Source organism: Burkholderia sp. SIMBA_051 (assembly GCF_046534915.1).
In the GTDB taxonomy this organism is placed as follows: domain Bacteria; phylum Pseudomonadota; class Gammaproteobacteria; order Burkholderiales; family Burkholderiaceae; genus Burkholderia; species Burkholderia ambifaria.
Window position 1 is genome coordinate 338,332 of record NZ_JAWRXS010000005.1, and the last position, 17,797, is coordinate 356,128.

The window sequence follows — 17,797 nt, forward strand, 5'->3', positions numbered from 1 at the left end:
TCGTCAGAACTTGTGCCGCAACCCGAGCGCGACGACTAGCTGGTTGCTGTTGGCGGACGGCGTCATCGTCCAGACCGTCGCGTTGAACGCGGGATTGCCGTTGCCGCCGCTCACGCTTTGATAGACGGCTTCGAGATACGCGTCCGTGCGGGGCGAGAACGCATAGCCGGCTTGCGTGACCACGTGGTTCCATTTCGGGCGCGTCTGGCCGGTGCGCGTGTCGAACCGGCCCATCGTGTACGTGTACGCGGCGGACAGGCTGAACGCCGGCGTGACGAAGAGGCGGCCGTCGACCGTGAAATTGTCGAAGACCAGCGATTCGCCCTTCAGCGGCGTGATGCCGCCGCCCTGGAGCACGCCGCTCACGCCGTCGGTGGCCGAGTGCGACCACGCGGCGCCGACCGAATGCAGGCCGAACGCATAGCGGCCGGCCATGGCCCAGATCTGCTGGTTGCCGCCGGTGATCGTCGCCGAGCCGTCGACCGTGCTCAGCGCGCCGTCCGGGTTCGGCGCGTTGCGGTCGCGGCTGATCTTCAGGTAACCGGCGCCGAGCTTCAGCGGCCCGTTCGCATAGCCGAGCCCCGCGCTCCAGACGGCGTTGTTCGAGAACGCGCCGGCCGTGTTCGAGAACCCGTACAGCGCGCCGAACGTCAGCCCGCGATACGTCGCGCTCGTGTACTTCACCGCGTGATTGATGCGCAGGTTGCGGTTCGAGTCGTCGTTGTCGTACGGATGCACCGCGAGGTTGCCGCCCCAGCCGGGGCCCGACGCGCCGAGCGGCGTCACGAAATCGAGGATCGGGTCGTACTGGCGGCCGAACGTGAGCGTGCCGGCCGTGCGCGAGCTCACGCCGACCCATGCCTGGCGACCGAACATGTCGACGCCTTTCTGCGACAGCTTGCCGGTCGTGCCGGAGAAGCCGTTTTCGAGCGCGAAGACCGCCGCCGTCCCGCCACCGAGATCCTCGCGGCCGCGCAGCCCCCAGCGCGATGCGTTCAATGCGCCGCTCGTCAGCGCGACGCTGCCGCTGCCCGGCGAACCGGCGCCTTGCGTACGCTGATTGGTGGCATAGGTGATCGACGTGTCGATCAGGCCGTACAGCGTCACGCTGCTTTGCGCGTGGGCGACGCACGGAATCAAGCCGGCGATGCAGGCGGCAATCGCGGTCGCGGGGAGGGCGACAGAGCGGTGGTGGCCGCGGCGGACGCTATGCGGCGCGGCGACACGCGCGCTGGCACGCTGGCCGATTTGGTAGGAATACATAGGAGTTTTTATCGTTGGTCTCCGGCCCGATCGCCGGTGGGTCGCGTCGGCGCGCGGGCCGACGGATCGAGCGGCCATTATTGGAGATCGAGCGATCGTCGATTAAGGCGCTGCACAGGAAAGGTCCTCTGCGAAATCGCATGGAATTGCGACGTCGCGGCGCGGCCGGGTTGCGGCCAGCGCACGGGTCACAGGCACGAATGCGTGTGCGTGTTAGCGACGAGCAAGCGGCAGCGTGGCGTCGGCGCCGCCGCACCGATACGCGGCACGAACCGCGATCGCCCGCGCTTCGAGCGCGTCCGCGGAGAGCGCCGGCCGCACCCGGACGGCCACGCGTGGCAGCGACGCAAGCTGGTTGCGCAGGCAAACGATCGCGTCGCGGCATCGCGCGAATCATGGGTTACCGGTGGAACGCAGTATGTATTTATGACGCACGCCGACACAACCGGCAAATTTTTCCGCCGACGGCAATCATCGACCAAGCGGCGGCCAGGCACCAGCGCGTTCGTAGCAAGCGTCTCCCCGCGCCGCCGCAACCGGCCCGGCGACTACGTAATGCACGACTTTTTCACCCGCGAGCGTTCGGCACAATGGACCATTGCGCGTGGCTCGCCTGCCGCTGTGCCGGCCCGTCACGCATGCCGCGGGAGAACGGACATGGTGTTGATGGCAGTGGGCGGGGGCGGGCCGGTCAGCGTGCCGCAGCCGCAGAATGACGACGATCCGGCGCCGAAGAACGGGACCGGTGGCGCCCCGCCGGCCCAGACGCCGGAACAGCAGGCCCTCGCGGCCGCGCAGGCCGAGACGCAGCGCCTGCTCCAGCTCGCCCAGGCCGAGATGGCGGCGCTCAAGCGCCTGCACGACCAGGGCGCGTCGCAAGCCGATCTCGACAAGCAGGTGAAGAAGGCCGAAACCGCATGGGGCGCGGTGCAGGCGGCCGTCGAGAACCAGATGCGCGTCGCGGCCGAGGGCGGCGGCGACAAGGACAAGGCGATCGCCGGCGTGGCCTCGGATCTGCGCAATGCGTCGCCGAAGGATCCGGTGCTCGGTTCGGTGCTCGACGATGCGCAGAAGGCGGTGTCGGCCGAATCGGCGCCCGAGCGGGCGACCAACGTGAAGGCGTTCCAGTTCGCGATGGCGTGGCAGAAGGAACAGGACGCGAACGCCGATGTGCAGCGGTACAACGCGTTGCCGGGCGGCATCCGGCGCGCGGATCCCGACATCGGCGCGCAACTGCGCGAGACCGCCAGCACCGCCGACACGAATGCGAACAACGCGTACACCGCGCTCACCACCTCGTTGCGCCACGAATACAGCACGTCGGCCGCGACACTGCGACTGGACAACGCGAAGGCCGATTACGCGGCGTGGCAGAAGGAGCCGGGCGGCCTGCGCCGCGCCGACGAGGCCGACATCTCGCGCGAGCTGTCGCAGGCGCAGAACCAGTACGACAAGGTCGTGACGGGCGGCGACGACACCGCGCTGACCTACGTGACGGCCGACGAGCAGAAGCAGGTCGTCGCGTCGGTGAAGCAGAATCACGACGGCATGTGGTACACCGGCCTCGTCGACGCGCTCGGCGAGCAGAGCCAGCTCAAGCGCACGATCGCGACGATCAATCCCGACGATCCGTCGCTGTCGCCGCAGATGAAGCAGCTCGCGCAATCCGATCCGGTCACGTTCGCGCTGCTGCAGGACACCGGTGTGAGCGTCGATCCGAACGACCCCAAGCTGTCGACGCAGGAGAAGGCGCTCGCGCAGCAGAATCCGCTCGCGGAAGCGTTCGTGAAGATGACGGGTATCAAGGTCAACACGGACGGGCTGAGCGACGCGGAGGCGAAGGCGCTGAACGCGAAGATCGACCAGGCGGGCGGCGTGTTCGCGTATGCGATGGCGCAGGCTCAGGCGCAGAAGAACAATCCCGGTTATCAGAAGGTCCAGACGTTGCTCGCGGCGGCGCCCGAGGTGCGGCTCCAGTACACGCAGCAGCAGGTCACGCAACTGATGCAGGGCCCGGACAGCAATCCCGGCGCGGCGCTTCAGGTGCTGAAGACCAACATGAACGCGTCGTTCTCGCTGGACGAGCGCCAGACGCTGTGGACGCAGGCCGGCCAGCCGCATTTCAACGCGAGCTTCATCCATTCGCAGATCGATCCGCTGATGCAGAAGCCCGATTCGCAGGCGACGGATCAGGCGAGCATGCAGGCGCGTGCCGACGGCAGGATGAATGCCGACAAGGCCGGCAAGTGGATGCAGGACATCCTTGCCAATGCGCCGCCAGAATTCGCGGGCGTCGTGCTCGACACGGTCAAGAAGGATTTCGGCAACAAGTGGACGCAGTCGAACACGGGCACGCCGCAGCCCTACGGCGACGGCATCGAGTTCTACAAGGGGCTCAGCACGGCGGTCGGGCTCGCCGACCAGCAGCCGACCGAGAGCGGCGTGCCCGTGCAGCGCGAGGACGACGTCGCGAACTGGCTGCTCGACGACAAGGGCAACGCGAAGACGCTGATCTACACGCTGCGCGGCAGCGACACCGGCTACGGGTTCGACGGCGTGCGCCAGGCGCTGTCGTCGGGTGTCGATCCGGCGTTGTCGAAGTCGCTGCTGTCGAAGATGCAGAACGACGACCGGTTCCGCTCGGGTTTCGCGAACGACTTCCAGCTGCGTTACGACCAGGGCATCAAGAATGCCCAGAGCAAGCAGCAGAAGGAAACCGCCAACGCCAGCTACAAGCTGTTCCAGGCCGATCCTGACAAGCAGCTCAAGGCGTATTTCGACGACTTCCAGAAGAACTTCGGCGACAAGTCCTACACGTTCACGACCGGCTCCGACCAGATGACGAACTTCGTCGGCGCGGGGCTCGGGCTTCAGCCGGACGACCCCGGCGCCGTGCCGACCGACCGGAACGACGTGCCGTCGATGGCGCAGCTCGAGCAGCTGATCGTGAGCAACGGCCAGCTCCCGAACGGTACGGCCGTCAACAGCCGCTCGCTGTACGCGCAGAACTCGGCGACGACGCAGATGATCCAGGCCGTCGTCGACCAGATCCGCAAGGTCGGCGGCGATCATGCCGTGGTGTCGCTGGTGCCGATCTACTACGTGTCGAAGGGAACGGGTACCGCGCCGAGCGCATTGTTCAAGGTGCAGGTCGAGGGCCATCCGGATCAGTACAAGCTGATCGACGATCGCGGCTGGAAGTACGACACCGTCGACGACTACCAGCACAACAACGCGCTGTCCGACGACGGCAAGCTCTACGTGCCGAAGAGCCTGACGACCGATGGGGCGACCGGCGGTTACTCGCAGTACGAATCGATCGACGCGCACAAGACGGAGTGGTATCAGCACCTCGAACACTACGTCGAGATGGGCACCGGCATTCTCGCGGCGGCCGGTGGCGCCGTGCTGGTCGCGAGCGGCATCGGCGCGCCGGTCGGCGGCCTGCTGCTCGGCGCCGCGTGGACGGCGGTCGGCGCGGGCATGGCCGTCGGCGTGCCGGCCGCGATCGCCGACCTGAAGAACCTGAGCGATCACGGCCAGTCGACCGGCTTCGGCAACGCACAGGCGCGCGGCGACTGGATCAGCCTGATCGGCAGCGGCGCGGGCATCGCGGGCGGCGGCCTCGGCATCGCGGCGAAGTCGCTCGCGGAGGCCTCGTCGCTGCTGCGTACCACGGGGCAGGTGTCGGACATGATCACGCTGGCATCGCGCGGCCAGGGCGTGACGGCCGACATGGCCGGTCTCGGCCGCTTCGCGCAGGAAGCCGATGCGTTCCAGTCGCTCGCGCAGACCACCGGCCGCACCTCCGGCGTGCTCAATGTGTCGGGCGGCGTGGTCGGCGGCTACCAGATGCTCGACCAGGGTGCGTCGCTGGTGAAGAACTGGGACGCATTGTCCGAATCCGACCGTGCGCAGCAACTGCTGAACCTCGGCATCGGCGTTGCGCAGATGGGGCTCGGCTCGCACACGCTGATGGAGCGGCCGATCCGCGCGATCACGAAAACGCCCGCGCCGCCGACGATGCCGCGGCCGGTCGCGTTCGACGTCGCGAACGCGATGTTCGCCAACGGGCTGGCGAACCAGCGTCTCGCGGTCGGCGAGATCGGCAACCCGTGGCAGCACGCGGAGGACCAGGCGCACAGTTTCGGCGAACCGGCCGACGACGGCGGCACGGTCGCGCCGGCCGACAAGGGGCTGCGGGCGCGCTTCTCCGACTGGCTGCGCGCGCGCCGCACGCAGGGCACGCCGGACGACGACGCGATCGCGTTGCGGCTCGCGCCCGACGGTGAACCGATCGACGGCGCGGCGACGCCGGCCGTCGCCGACGCACTGGCGGGCGAGGGAGCGTCGCCGACGGCCAAGGCCGGCGTGCCGGCCAACGGCGCACACCCCGCGTCGTGGGAGATTCCCGCGCGTATCGCGGCCGATCGCGCGATGCTGAGCGAAGTGCTCGTGCGGATCCTCCAGAGCGGCAATCGGCTGGAGGACGTCGAGTACTACGTGTATGCGCTGGAAGATGCCGAAGGCAACGTGCGCAACCCCGAGGAGGACGGGCTGCCCGCGACCAAAAAGGGCAACCTGCTCGACGACATGAACGCGGCGAAGGCGGACGAGCGGCGCGCGAAGGCGGCCGACGACGCCGCGGCACGCGCGGCCGCCGCGCCGGACGAGGACGGCACGATCGGCGTGACGCGCTACACGACGTACCACGACGCGCTGATGGTCGGCGCCGAGGGCGTCGCGGGCGGCCGCTACCGGGTCGCGCTGGTCGATCAGCGAGCGCTCGCCGCGGATGGCACGGTGCCGCCGGAAGCGGTCGTCGGCCATGTCGGGCTGACCGACGCCGGCGATGGGTTCGTGCTGTCGACGAACGATGCGTACGACGGCACGCTGCGCGTGGTGTACCCGCGCGGCTTCGATCCGCAGAAGCCGCTGATTCGCAGCGAGGACGGCCGGCGCGTCGACGTGATCAACGTGCCGTTCGGCATGAGCGAAACGCAGTGGGCCGCCTATCCGCGCCGCGAGGCCGACCTCGCGATCTATTCGAACAACGCGGGCCAGCCGGAGAACCGGCTGCCGCCGGGCGAGCGGCCGTTGATGCCGGTGCCGCCCGGTTACTTCGCCGTGTACGCGCATGCTTGGGCCGATGCATTCGCGAGCGCGACCGGCAAGGCGATGAGCGCGGAAGACATGGCCGAGATGGTGCGCCAGAGCGGCTGGGACGGCAAATCGCCGGTGATCCTCTATGCGTGCGGCGCCGGCTCGCGCGTGAGTCCGCTCGCGCAATTGCTGGCGAACGTGCTGGGCGTCGACGTGTACGGCGCAAGCGGCTTCGTCGCATGGCGTTCGCCGCGCTATCGCACCGACGGCAGCCCCGATTCCGGTTATACGAGCGGCATCCTGATCGAGCCCGGTGCACCCGATCGGGACGGCGTGCCGGACCATTCTGTCAGCAGCGGACCGCGCACCTACCGGTTCTCGCCGGCGCTGGCGGTCATCGACCAGGGCGCGCATCCGGTCAACTGGAGCGGCGTCGCGCCGCGCCCGGTGTCGAATCAGTGGGGTGGCAGCGCGACGGCGGGCGACGTGCGGGTGCCGCTCGGCGTGTACGTGTGGCGCATGTTGACGAAACGCGGGTCGATCATCAATCCGCGCAGCGGCCGGTCCGCCAGCGCGCTCGAGATGACGCACGCGCTGGAGGATCTGGCGTGGAAGGGCTATACGCCGGGCACGCCGATCGCGCTGGATGGGCCGCGCAGCGGCGCCAATCCCGAGCTGCTGCAGGAGTTCGCGGACCTGATCCAGGCGCCGGTATTCGGCCGGCTGGGCGACGACGATACGGCCGGATGGTGGCGTGCGCTGCCCAATCCGAACCGCCGGCTCGCGCGCTTCCAGATCGAACCCGACGTGAACGGCAAGTTCTCGCCGGGCCGCGCGCAGCCGGTTCGCGTCAATCCGCTGGAACTGCGGCCCGTGCCGGGGTCGAGTGTCGTGAACCTGCTCGGCCACGCGACCGCGCGGCAGTTCCTGAAGGTGTCGGGTTTCGATATCGTCGAATCGCACGGCACGAAGCCGAGCGACGTCAGCTGGGACAGCTCGATCGCCATCATGAATGGCAAGACGATCGCGCCGAAGGAGTTCGCGCGCAGGATGCTGGAGGATCCGGCCTATACGGAAGGCAACGGCGTGCTGCTGACCGGTTGCTATCTCGCTTCCGGCGGTTATTCGTTTGCGCAGGAGCTCGCGTATGAACTGCAGGCGCCGGTGATCGCGTCGATCTCGTCCAACTCGGTGCGCGGCACCGGTGCGCTGGAACTCTATCCGCTCGACGACGATATCGGCGTGCCGGCGCACGATCCCGACGTCGCGACGCGGCTCTATCTGCATGTGCCCGAGGCGCCCGATGCCAGCGACCCGCCGACGGTGTTCGCGCAGCGCGGCGGACCGCCGCCGCGCCCGCTCGCGCATGACGATGCGCCGGTCGAGCCGGTGCGTCCGATCGACACGCAGATCGATCCGGACGGGGACAGCGGGCGGCGCAGCGCAGGCGGTGCGCCGGGCGATGCCGGCCGGCGGAGCGTGACGCCCGGCGAGCCCGTGCATCCGCGGCTCGCGCCCGAGCCGGACGCGGGCGAACCGCCGGTCTACCAGCCGACCCCGCTCGTGGAGGTCGAGCCGGGGCAGATATTCACCGCGGACGAATGGGCCGCGCGCACCGAGCAGATCGCCGAAGCCGAGGCCGACGATGGCCTGTCCGGGAAAACCGAGAAAATCTATCCGCCGACCAGCCGCGTCTATACGGACCGCAAGATCGCCAACGGTGGCGTGGTCACGACGACGATCCATGGCAAGTCGGTGCTGCAGCCGGGGTTCGACGACGTGACCGGCGTCGACGCGACGCAGCATCCCGAATTCCTGCGTCCGGCCGACACGCTGCTGATGCCGCCCGACGATCCGCTGCATCCGATCGGCGCGCGCGGGCTGATGTCGCCGCCCGGTCATCACGTGGTGTTCGGACACGGGATGTCGGCCGACGCGATGCTGGGCCCGGACGGCCGGCCGCTCACGCCGGACCAGGTGGCCGAGCGCGTCGCGCCGCATCTCGAGCCGGGGCAGGACGTCACGCTGTATTCGTGCTTCGGCGGATCGAACAAGCACGATCCGCTGCGCGTGGCGCCGGGCCAGGTGCGGGCCGCGAGCACGACGTTCGCGGCGGCGCTGGCCCAGCGTCTGTCCGAGCTCACAGGGCGGCCGATAACCGTCTGGGCGCCGCCGGACATCCTGCTCGTGGAACGCGACGGTTCGGCCACCGTGCGTGGAACGCGACTGACCGGCCAGGTCGACAGGGATCGTCTGCCGATGCAGAGCTTCCGCGGCGACCCGGCACGCGCGGGCCGCGCGGCGCTTCCCGCAGGGCCGCACGCGGAACCGGCGCCGACGACCACCCGCACCGCGTCGCGCCCGATTGCGGATCCGCCGCCGCGTCCCACGGTGCCGCGCGTCGCCGATCCGACGTTTGCCGATCCCGACTACGACTTCACCGCGATTCCGGACGACACGTTCGAATCGGTCACGCTCGACCATCCGTTCCGCACCGCGCTGGCCGACCGGCCGGGCGTGGTCGGCGATGCCGCGCGCGTCACGCAACCCGGCGGCACCGTGAGCCAGCACTGGCCGAGCTATTTCCTCGACGGCCCCGAACCGACCCGCGTGATCGACGACGTGATGCAGGCGTTCGACGCGGCCGGGCTGACCGACCTGCGCGTCGAATTCGTGACGCGCGACGGCAGTATCGAACTCGGCAGCGGTACCGATTTCGGCGCGCTCGATCCCGAGGCGGGCTGGTTCCGGTTCAGCGGGAAGGTGCCCGACGCACCGGCGGCGGCCGCCACACACGCGCCGGGCCGCGCGGATGCCGATGCGCCGCTCGCGTTGCCGGAAGGCGCGCGGACGGTCGCGCACGACGAACTCGGGCACGCACTCGATGCCGCGCAAACCGGGCCGCGCAATCACGCATACGTGCCGACCGAAGCGTTGCCGGACGGCACCGCGTTCGCACTGGGCGATCTGACGCCGCAGGAACGCGTCGCGGCCAGCGCCACCGCGAACCTGGCTGCCGTCGACGCAGCCGCACCGACCGACGTCGTGCTGCTGTCGGCGCTCGGTCACGATCCGGCGAGCGCGCTGCGCATCACCACGCCCGACGGCGGCGAGCTGTACAAGCCGGCCGGCGTCGACATGTATGTCGTGCGAACCCGCGATCCGGCGACCGGCGACGTGTCGTACCGGCTCGCCGGCGTCGATCGTTCCGGTTTGCCGGAAGGCTATACGGCCGTGCATGCCGGCGGAACGCGTGCGGTCGGCGCGGTCGACGGCAGCCCGACCTGGCCGATGATCGGGCCGGCAGGGCCGGGCAGCCGTCTCGCGAGCGCCGCGGGCGACCCGTCCGGCTCGACGCCTCCCGCCGTGCCCGGTCGGTCGGGCGTGCCAGCCACACCGGAAAGTACCGCCGTGGCCGACACGCAGCAGGCGCGTGCCGCGTCATGGCTCGACACGCTCGGCCGCCGCACGCTCACGCGCGTCGACGGCCGGCATGCGCCGACGCTGGACGGGCTCGCTCGTCAGCTCGGCCCCAACGCGCATGTGCTGATCACGTCGCATGCCGAGCCGCCTGCCGGGAGTGACGAACATCCGGCACCGACATTCGTCGCCGTGCTCGAAACAGACGCGAACGGCGCACTCGGCCCGGTGCGGATGCTGGACGGCAAGCGCGTGCCAGCCGCGCTGAACAAGGCGCTGGAGAACGCCGGCAGCGGCGGCCGACGCGCACGCGGCAAGTACGATTTCTACGTATCGCCGGTCGCGCACGACGAACTCGTGCGGTTCGGCGGCCCGTCGAAGATCGAGACGCCGGACGGCAAGACGTCGTGGCCGGTGACGACGTCGGGCCATCCCGTCGAGCAGACGCTCGCCGCCGACGTGTCGAAGCTGCAGGACGCGCCCGTCTTCAAGCGGCCGCGCCAGGCCGTGCGCGCGGTGTCCGGCGAGCAACGCTGGATTCACGTGGTCGACGACGAGACGGGCAAGGTGCTCGGCCATGCGGAACGCAACACGAACCACGAGTGGAAGTACTTCGAGAAGGCGTCGGTCGGCGATACCGAGATTCCCGAGCAGAATTTGCGCACGGTGTTCCGACGTCGCCGCCGGGGCGGCATTCCGGTCGGCCGGTCGCCGCGCCGCGGCATCCGCTTCGTCGTCAGCGACGTGACGCCCGCGACCGTCGAGCGCATCGGCGGTTTCCGGCCGGCGAAGGAGGCACCCGCCGTCGAGAAGAAGCCGTTCCGCTCGGCCGGCGACCTGTTCCAGTCGATCGTGCCGGTGCGCCGGCCGCTCTCGCGCGCGGAAGAGGGTGACGACGCGAACGCCGCGAACGCTACGCCGCCGCCGCCGGTCGATCCGCACTTGTTGCCGTCGGACAAGTCCGCGCTCAACGCGGTTGACTTCAGCGGCAACAGCGTGTCGCACCTGCTGAGCGCGATCCGCAACGGCGCGCTCGACGGCGGCCGTCACGTGATCTACGTGTTCAGGACCGACGGGGCGGTGGCCGAGGCGCTCGGCGACCCGCTCGGCGTGATCGCCGAGCGCAACGGCGAGATGCGCTGGTTCGACAAGATCCCGCAGGTCAACAACCTGCACCATCGGGGCGTGCCGCTCGACGAAATGCCGATCGGCAACGATCGCTTCGGGACGGACGTGCATTTCCTGCTCACGCAACTGTCGCCGCGCGATTTCCTGAACAGCGCGCGGCCGACCCGCGTCGCCGCGCTCGAAGCGCGCGCGAAGGCGCTGCACGATCAATGGAAGGATGCGGAAGCGCGCAGCCTGAACTCGGCGCCGTTCCGTGCGCTCGCGGCCCGCACGCGGCATGGCTACAACGAGGTGCTCGGCGATCTGCGGCGCTTGCGGCGCAACGGCGCCGCGCCCGCGCCGCTGTCGATCGAACCGTATCAGCCGGGCCTGTCGGCGGCCACCGTCGTCCAGTTCGGCCTGCGCAACGGCGCGGCGAAGCCCGAGCAGTATTTCGCGACGCATGAGCAGATCGAGGCGTACAACAAGCAGGCGCAGCGGCCGGGCAACGTGAACCTCGTGCTGAAGGGCGAGCCGCAGGCCGTGATGGTCGACGTGGGCATGTGGCGCACGCTGCTCAACAAGCTGTTTGTCGCGCGCGACGTGTCGACGTCGGCGTCGCGCTTCCTGCCGGTGCCGGGCAAGGTACGCGCACGGACGCGCAACCTGGGTGCTGCGACTGTCGCAGATAAGCGGATCCGGCAGTTCTTCACGCGCTCGGACGAGGCGTTGCAGGACCGCATGGTGCCGATGGCGCGCTCGTTCTCGCTGAGCGACGATCCGGCGCTGATGGGTGCGCTCGTCGAGCGGTACGGCGGCGTGATGCCGGTCGTCACGCTCGTGATCGATCCGCATTCGCTCGCCGCGGTGCTCGGCAAGGCGCACGATCCCGACTTCCTGCGCGCGGTGCGTGCGCTCGGCGACCAGAAGAATGCGGTGTTCGACGGCGAGAACGGGATGATCCATCCCGCCCCCGACTCGGACGGCACGGCGCTCGCGCTCGACGATCTCGCGCATCTGCATCGCTGGCTCGACGAGGCCGCGCGCACCGGCTTCGCGATCCGGCTCGAGACCGCGCCGTCGCGCGCGCTCGTGTCCGGCGCCGACTACCGGTTCCAGTCGGGCACCAACGACACGTATCACGACTACGTGCGGGTCATGAGCGCGCTCGAAAGCTGGTCGAACGCGCATCCCGATACGACGGCGCCGAACGTGATGGTCACGTTCCACGGCTGGGATGCAGTGCCGGAATCGGTGCCGGGCGGCGGCCACGAGAAGCTGCTGCGCGCGGTGCTCGAGCGCAAGGGGCTCGAATGGGTGCACATGGGGCTGTCGTACGGCACGCACGGCGCCGACTTCGTCGGCAACCAGGATCTCACCGGCGCGCTCGCGAAGCTGATCGTCGAAAACCGCAACCGGCCCGACATCATCAACCGCCTGCATGGCGCCGACGCGCTGACGCGCGTGTTCGAGCGCGTCGACCGGCAGACGCTCGCGAACCAGCATCAGCTGCTGTTCGCGGAAGTCGAGCGGATCGGCATCGCGGACGGGATGACGCCCGCCGAGGTGGCCGCGCTGCGCCAGAAGATCTATGAAGGCAACACGACCGTGTGGCTGAACCAGGCGCGCAAGGCGACGATCGAGCATGCGACGAAGCTGTGGGAGGCCGACGGCAACGCGCCGCGCACCAAGACGGACAAGGGCGCCCGCACGTTCGGCGCGCGCTGGCTGGACGCGTACGGCGGCAACGTGCCCGACCGCGTGACGACCGGCAAGCGGCCGTCCGCCGCCGACCCGCGCGAACATTGGGACGCGGTCGTGCGCGATCCGGTGCTGATCAACGACGGCACCAAGCCGATCGGTGCGAGCCGCCGCGAAGCGGCCCAGCTCGGGAAGATCGACATTCCCGATGACAAACGCGCGCAGGCGGAACTGCATGCGCTGAGGGTGCACGACGAACCGATCGGCGAGAACACGCCGCCGCCTTCGGCACGGCGGATCGCCGGCGACATCACCGCGGCCACGTTGACCGGCGGCGCCGGCGCGGGCGTGCTCGTCTGGGCCGGGCGGGAGTCGGTGCGCACCGCGACGAATTCGCTGTACGCGGGGCTGCGGGTCGGTCGGGTGTTCCAGGCGCTGCATCACGGCGCGGTGGCCAGCCTGAAGAATGGCGATCCGCGCGTGTTCGACCGCGTCGTCGACCGGCTCGTGCGCGGGCTGCAGGCGCAACTGAAGGCGAACGGCTTCGACGTGACCGCGCGCGGCACGCAGCTGGAGCAGATCGCGCACGAAGGCAAGGCGATGGCCGCGCAGCTTCGCGCGCTGAACAACGACGGGATGCTGTCGTTCGACGACACCGTCGCGCATACGAAGGCGATCGCCGCCGACATGCTCGCGCAGATGCAGGGCGTGGTCGGCGGGACGTCGCTGAAGCTGCTGCACCACGGCAGCCCGCGGCATTCGATTGGGCGGATCGGTCGCGTGCTGGCGTTGGGCGGCTACGGTGGCTCGATCATGATGAATGCGAGCCGGGCGATCTGGCACGGCGACCTGCTCGCTGGCGGACAGGCGATCGGCGGCGCGTTCAGCGCCGTCTATACCGGCATCGTCTACAAGGGCAGCGTGCGCGGCGTGAACGCCGAGAACCGCAGTCAACTCGCGCGGATCGCGAGCGCGACCGGCGACTACCTGACGTCGGCGGTCAGTATCGCAACCGGGGCCCATACCGCGCTGACCGGAGATCCGATGACCGGCTCGCTGATCGCGACGTCCGGCGCGCTGCTCGGCGCCGGGCGGCTGCATTCGCATTTCCCGAATGCGACGCCGTGGATGGAGCGTCTGCCGACCGGCATCGCGCTGGCCCCGGTGGCAATCTTCGGGATCATGCAGGGGATCAACCTGTACACGTCGGCGACCGCGCCGGACGACAAGCACAAGCCGCCGGGTTCGTCGTCGCAACCGTCGGGTTCGAATGCGGGGACACCGGCGCCGGGTGCATCGTTCGCGCCGTCGCCGGGCGCGACGAGTGCGCCGGCGCAGCCGAGTGCGTCCGCGGCCCCGTCGCCGTCGGCATCTGCATCGCCATCGGCATCGGCGACTTCAACGGCCGGCGCGCAGCCGTCGAGTGCGCCGTCACAACCGACGCAGGCCCCGACGAACTCGCCGAGCCCGACGCCGACACCGCTGACGGTGAACGTGGTGGCCGGCGATTCGTTGTGGACGATCGCCGAACGTCACGAAGGATCGCTGCTTGCCGCGGCCCATGTGCCGGCCGACGAACAGCAGCGGATGTCCGACGGTCAGCGGATCAACGTCGCGCTCAACGAGATCCTGCAGCTCAACCGGAATCTGGCGGGCAATCCGGGCGAGATCGCGCCGGGGCAGCAGGTCATTGTCGGGTGAGCCCGGCGCGGCGAAGGCCGACCCGCGGCATCGGCGGGTCAGCCTTCGCGCTTGCGCTGCGGGAGCACCCAGAGCATGCGTCCTACGGCCTCGGCCTGGTTGCGCGAATGAGTCTTTTCGTAGATCGCGCGCAACTGCGTGCGAATGGTCGTGAGCGCAACGCCGGTACTCGCCGCGCATTCGTCCGGCGTCTTGCCGCAGAGCAATGCTTCCGCAACGGCCGCTTCGGCGCTCGACAAGCCGAATGCCTGTCGCAACTGTTGCGCGACGACGAGCGGCGCCGCGCCGCGTTGCCTGACCGTGATCAGCATCGTCGCGTCGCCGAAGGTCGCCTGTAGCGCCTGCCCCGACAATGGCGCGATGCCGAGAAAGATTTCATGCGCATCGCTCAGCGTGCTGGACAGTGCAAGGCTTTCGCTCTTGCGCGTCTTCGCGACGCGGGCCAGCGCCGCCTTCAGCGCATCGTTCTGCGGCGCTCCCGCGGCGCTGAGGCATCCGTGCTCGAGCTTCAGGCAGGTGGTCGCGCGCAGCATCGCTTCGGCCGCACGGTTGACGAATACCACGTGCGAATGCCGGTCCAGCGCGAACACGGACAAGCCCAGTTCCTCCATCAGTTCGGCGCCGAGCATCGCATCGCGATGCAGTATGCGCGCGTCCTGCCACAGGTTGATCGAGCGTTGCAGATGTCCCGCCATGCTCGAGAGCGTCGCGCGTTCGTCGGACGAATAGGGCGGTCGGCCATTGGCGCGTAGCAAGCCGAGCAGAATGTCGTCGCTGCCTGGACGCGCGAGACGCACGCCCATCAGATAGCGAATGCCCGACGGAATCTGATAGTCCTGGAAGAACTCGCTGCGTTCGACGTCGCGCTCGCTCAGATGATCCTGGCAGCACACGAATTCGCCGAGCGGCGCATTTTCGACAAAACCGCGACGCGGGTCGAGCGCGCCATAGTACTGGTCGTAGAGGGCGACGAGGCCGTCCAGCTCCGCGCGCGGCGAATAGATCGAGAGCTTCGGCGCGTTGCGCGCGGTATCCCAGCTGAACATGTGAAAAACGTTTGCGCCGAGTGATTCGGATACCTGATGGAATATCTCGAGAAAACCATCTGGATGCAGCGCGGCCTCGTAGAGGTCCCCGATTAGTTGGTCCCGTAACATGCGTGCCCCCCGGCGAATCGCGATTTTGGTCTTCGTATATGGCGTTTTTGTATGACGATATCCATTCGAATACCGAATTTTTTTCAGGCTAACACAGCTGAATTGCATTCAGGGTCGCATTGTTTCGCGATTTTCATTCACTTGAATGATGAACACAAAAAACGCCTTTGCGAGAATCCCCGTCGACCAGCGTGCATGCGCGGTGCGTAGCGCACCTGACAACCAGAAGACTCTCGGGGAAAAGCAATGAAACTCAAACCTGTCGTGTCCGGTATTGCAGCGCTCGTGCTGTCAGCTTGCGGAGGCGGAGGCAGTTCGTCCTCGTCGCCTCCCGAACCTGCCGCGCAGACGGTCAGCGGTGTCGCGGCGGCTGGCGCGGCGATGCAGGGCGCGACCGTGAAACTGTTCGACGCGACCGGCAAATCGGTGGACTGTCCGGCCGATGCCGCGACCGGTGCGTTTCACTGCGCCGTGACCGGCTTGACCGCGCCTTTTGCATTGTCCGCCTATGGCAACGTCGCCGATTCGCAAGCGACCCTGATCGCGCTCAGCGCGACCGGCGGCACGCAGACGATCAACATCACGCCGATCACGAACGCGATCGCCGCGACCATCGTCGGCGACAACCCGACGAAGCTGCTCGGCGACACCGGGCTGCTGCAAAGCAAGGTCACCGCTCAGGCCGTCGCCGGCACGGTGCAGGCCTATTCGGCGGTGCTGGCCGACCTGCTGGCCGCGACCGGCAACACCGGCGTCGACCTGATTTCCGGGCCGTTGACCGCCGGTGCACCGGGGCTCGACCGGCTGCTCGACCAGGTGAAGATCAACGTATTGCCGAACGGCGGCGTGCAGATCAGTTCGGTCGCGGGCGCATCGAGTGATACGCCCGTGCAGCTCGAGCTCGCTCCCGGCGTCGCGCCGCAGGCCAGCGACAAGGCGAGCCTGCCGGCCGTCGCGACGATCGGTGGCGTGGCGGTGTCGAATCTGCCGAGCGCGAGCGCGCTGGCTGGATTGCAGAGCGCGCTCAACCAGTGCTTCGCCGGCTCGACCGGCGCCGCGCGCGCGGACGGCAAGGTGCCGGCGTGCGGGCTGATCTTCGTCGATGATGTCGCGTCGGGCGCGTTGAACACCGGCGTGCCCACGGCCTATCTGAACAACGGCATGTCGGTCGACCAGGAGTTCGGCGCACCGTCCGGCGGCGGCGCACCCGGCATCGTCGCCGACGATGCGATGAACAACGCAAGCTTCAGCCTGCCGGAAGTGATCCGCGTCGTCGCCGGCGATACGATGTGGGTGAAGCTCGCGTGGACGCGCACCGACGGTATTCGCGACGGCATGCAGCAGCATGTGCAGCTCGCCGTCCGGGCGGCCAGTCTCGCGAGCGGCGATACGGGGTGGCGCGTCGTCGGCAATCAGCGCGCGGTACTGAGCAAGGTGAACGCGAACGCGCAGAAGTGGGACTGGCTGAATCCGGCCAACCCGATGACGGGTACCAACGCGTTCATCGATTCGCTGAACCTGCAGGTAGGAACCGTCGATGCGGCGGGCACCCCGGTGGACTTCGCGATCGTCAACGGCCCCGGGTTGCGCCATGGCGTGTTCCTGCAGCCGTCGAGCGGCACCTGCGATACGCTGAACATCCGCGCACAGATTGCGAGCGGACAGACACCGGCTCAGCTTGCCGCGCTGTTGAAGTCGCCCCAGTGCCGCAATAATTACCGCCTGGCAGGCGTCGCACAAGATCCGGCCAACGCGGGCCTGCTTTCGTGGCCGGGCGATGCGCCGCGCAACAATACCGCATGGGCGAAGCCGCAATTGAGCGCCGCCGAGCTCGCCGACATCAAGCCGTTCAGCGCGTACACGATCGACGTTTACCAGAACGGCGACACCGCGGCGCCGAAGTTGCACTATACGGTCCGGTTGCGCACGCCGTCGCCGTTGCCCGATGCGTTGCGTCAGTACGCATGGCACGACGTGGCGCAGTCGACCCGCGACGCGCTGACGCCCGGCAGCGCCGCCGGCACCTTTGCAGGCGGCGCGACGTTCCCGTTGAGCTGGACGTCGAAAGCGGGGGTGCCGTTCGTCAAGCGGGGCAACGTGCAGATTCGCGCGACCGCGGCAGGGCAGCCGTCGCCGATGTTCGTCAATGGCTCCGCGCGCGCGTTGCCGGTGCAGCCGGGCGCCGCGATCAAGCTCGACGTGCCGGCTGATCAGGGCGCGGCGTTTCCGTCGGTGGCCGGCTGGACGGGGAGCACCGACTTCTCGTTCGTGAACCTGAGCTGGTCGGATACGGGCGACATGCTCTTCTCCGAATCGCTCGAATACGACCGGTGACGGGCATCGCG

4 protein-coding genes are annotated in these 17,797 nt (G+C 68.8%); 2 read left to right on the forward strand and 2 right to left on the reverse strand.

Annotated elements, in window-relative coordinates:
• Positions 1 to 3: 3 nt before the first annotated feature.
• Positions 4 to 1,263: a porin gene (locus tag SB771_RS14700; protein WP_175659203.1), complete on the reverse strand. Its 1,260-nt coding sequence runs from the start codon at positions 1,261 to 1,263 to the stop codon at positions 4 to 6.
• 657 nt (positions 1,264 to 1,920) lie between these two features.
• On the opposite strand from SB771_RS14700, the gene SB771_RS14705 reads away from it, so the two are divergent.
• A complete protein-coding gene (locus SB771_RS14705; protein WP_175659204.1) occupies positions 1,921 to 14,295 on the forward strand; it encodes an LWXIA domain-containing protein in 12,375 nt (4,124 codons plus the stop codon).
• 38 nt (positions 14,296 to 14,333) lie between these two features.
• Here SB771_RS14705 and SB771_RS14710 read toward each other — a convergent pair whose 3' ends face one another.
• Positions 14,334 to 15,452 (reverse strand): helix-turn-helix transcriptional regulator, encoded by a 1,119-nt coding sequence (locus SB771_RS14710; protein ID WP_175659205.1) that lies wholly within the window; start codon positions 15,450 to 15,452, stop codon positions 14,334 to 14,336.
• Positions 15,453 to 15,698: 246 nt separating this feature from the next.
• Here SB771_RS14710 and SB771_RS14715 point away from each other — a divergent pair, with 246 nt between their 5' ends.
• Positions 15,699 to 17,786, forward strand: coding sequence for a hypothetical protein (locus SB771_RS14715; RefSeq protein ID WP_175659206.1), 2,088 nt, complete (start codon positions 15,699 to 15,701; stop codon positions 17,784 to 17,786).
• Positions 17,787 to 17,797: the final 11 nt, after the last annotated feature.

Bases quoted from the DNA above. Each gene is read 5' to 3' on its own strand.
- SB771_RS14715 (WP_175659206.1), top strand. From the start codon at position 15,699: ATGAAACTCAAACCTGTCGTGTCCGGTATTGCAGCGCTCGTGCTGTCA.
- SB771_RS14700 (WP_175659203.1), bottom strand. From the start codon at position 1,263: ATGTATTCCTACCAAATCGGCCAGCGTGCCAGCGCGCGTGTCGCCGCG.
- SB771_RS14710 (WP_175659205.1), bottom strand. From the start codon at position 15,452: ATGTTACGGGACCAACTAATCGGGGACCTCTACGAGGCCGCGCTGCAT.
- SB771_RS14705 (WP_175659204.1), top strand. From the start codon at position 1,921: ATGGTGTTGATGGCAGTGGGCGGGGGCGGGCCGGTCAGCGTGCCGCAG.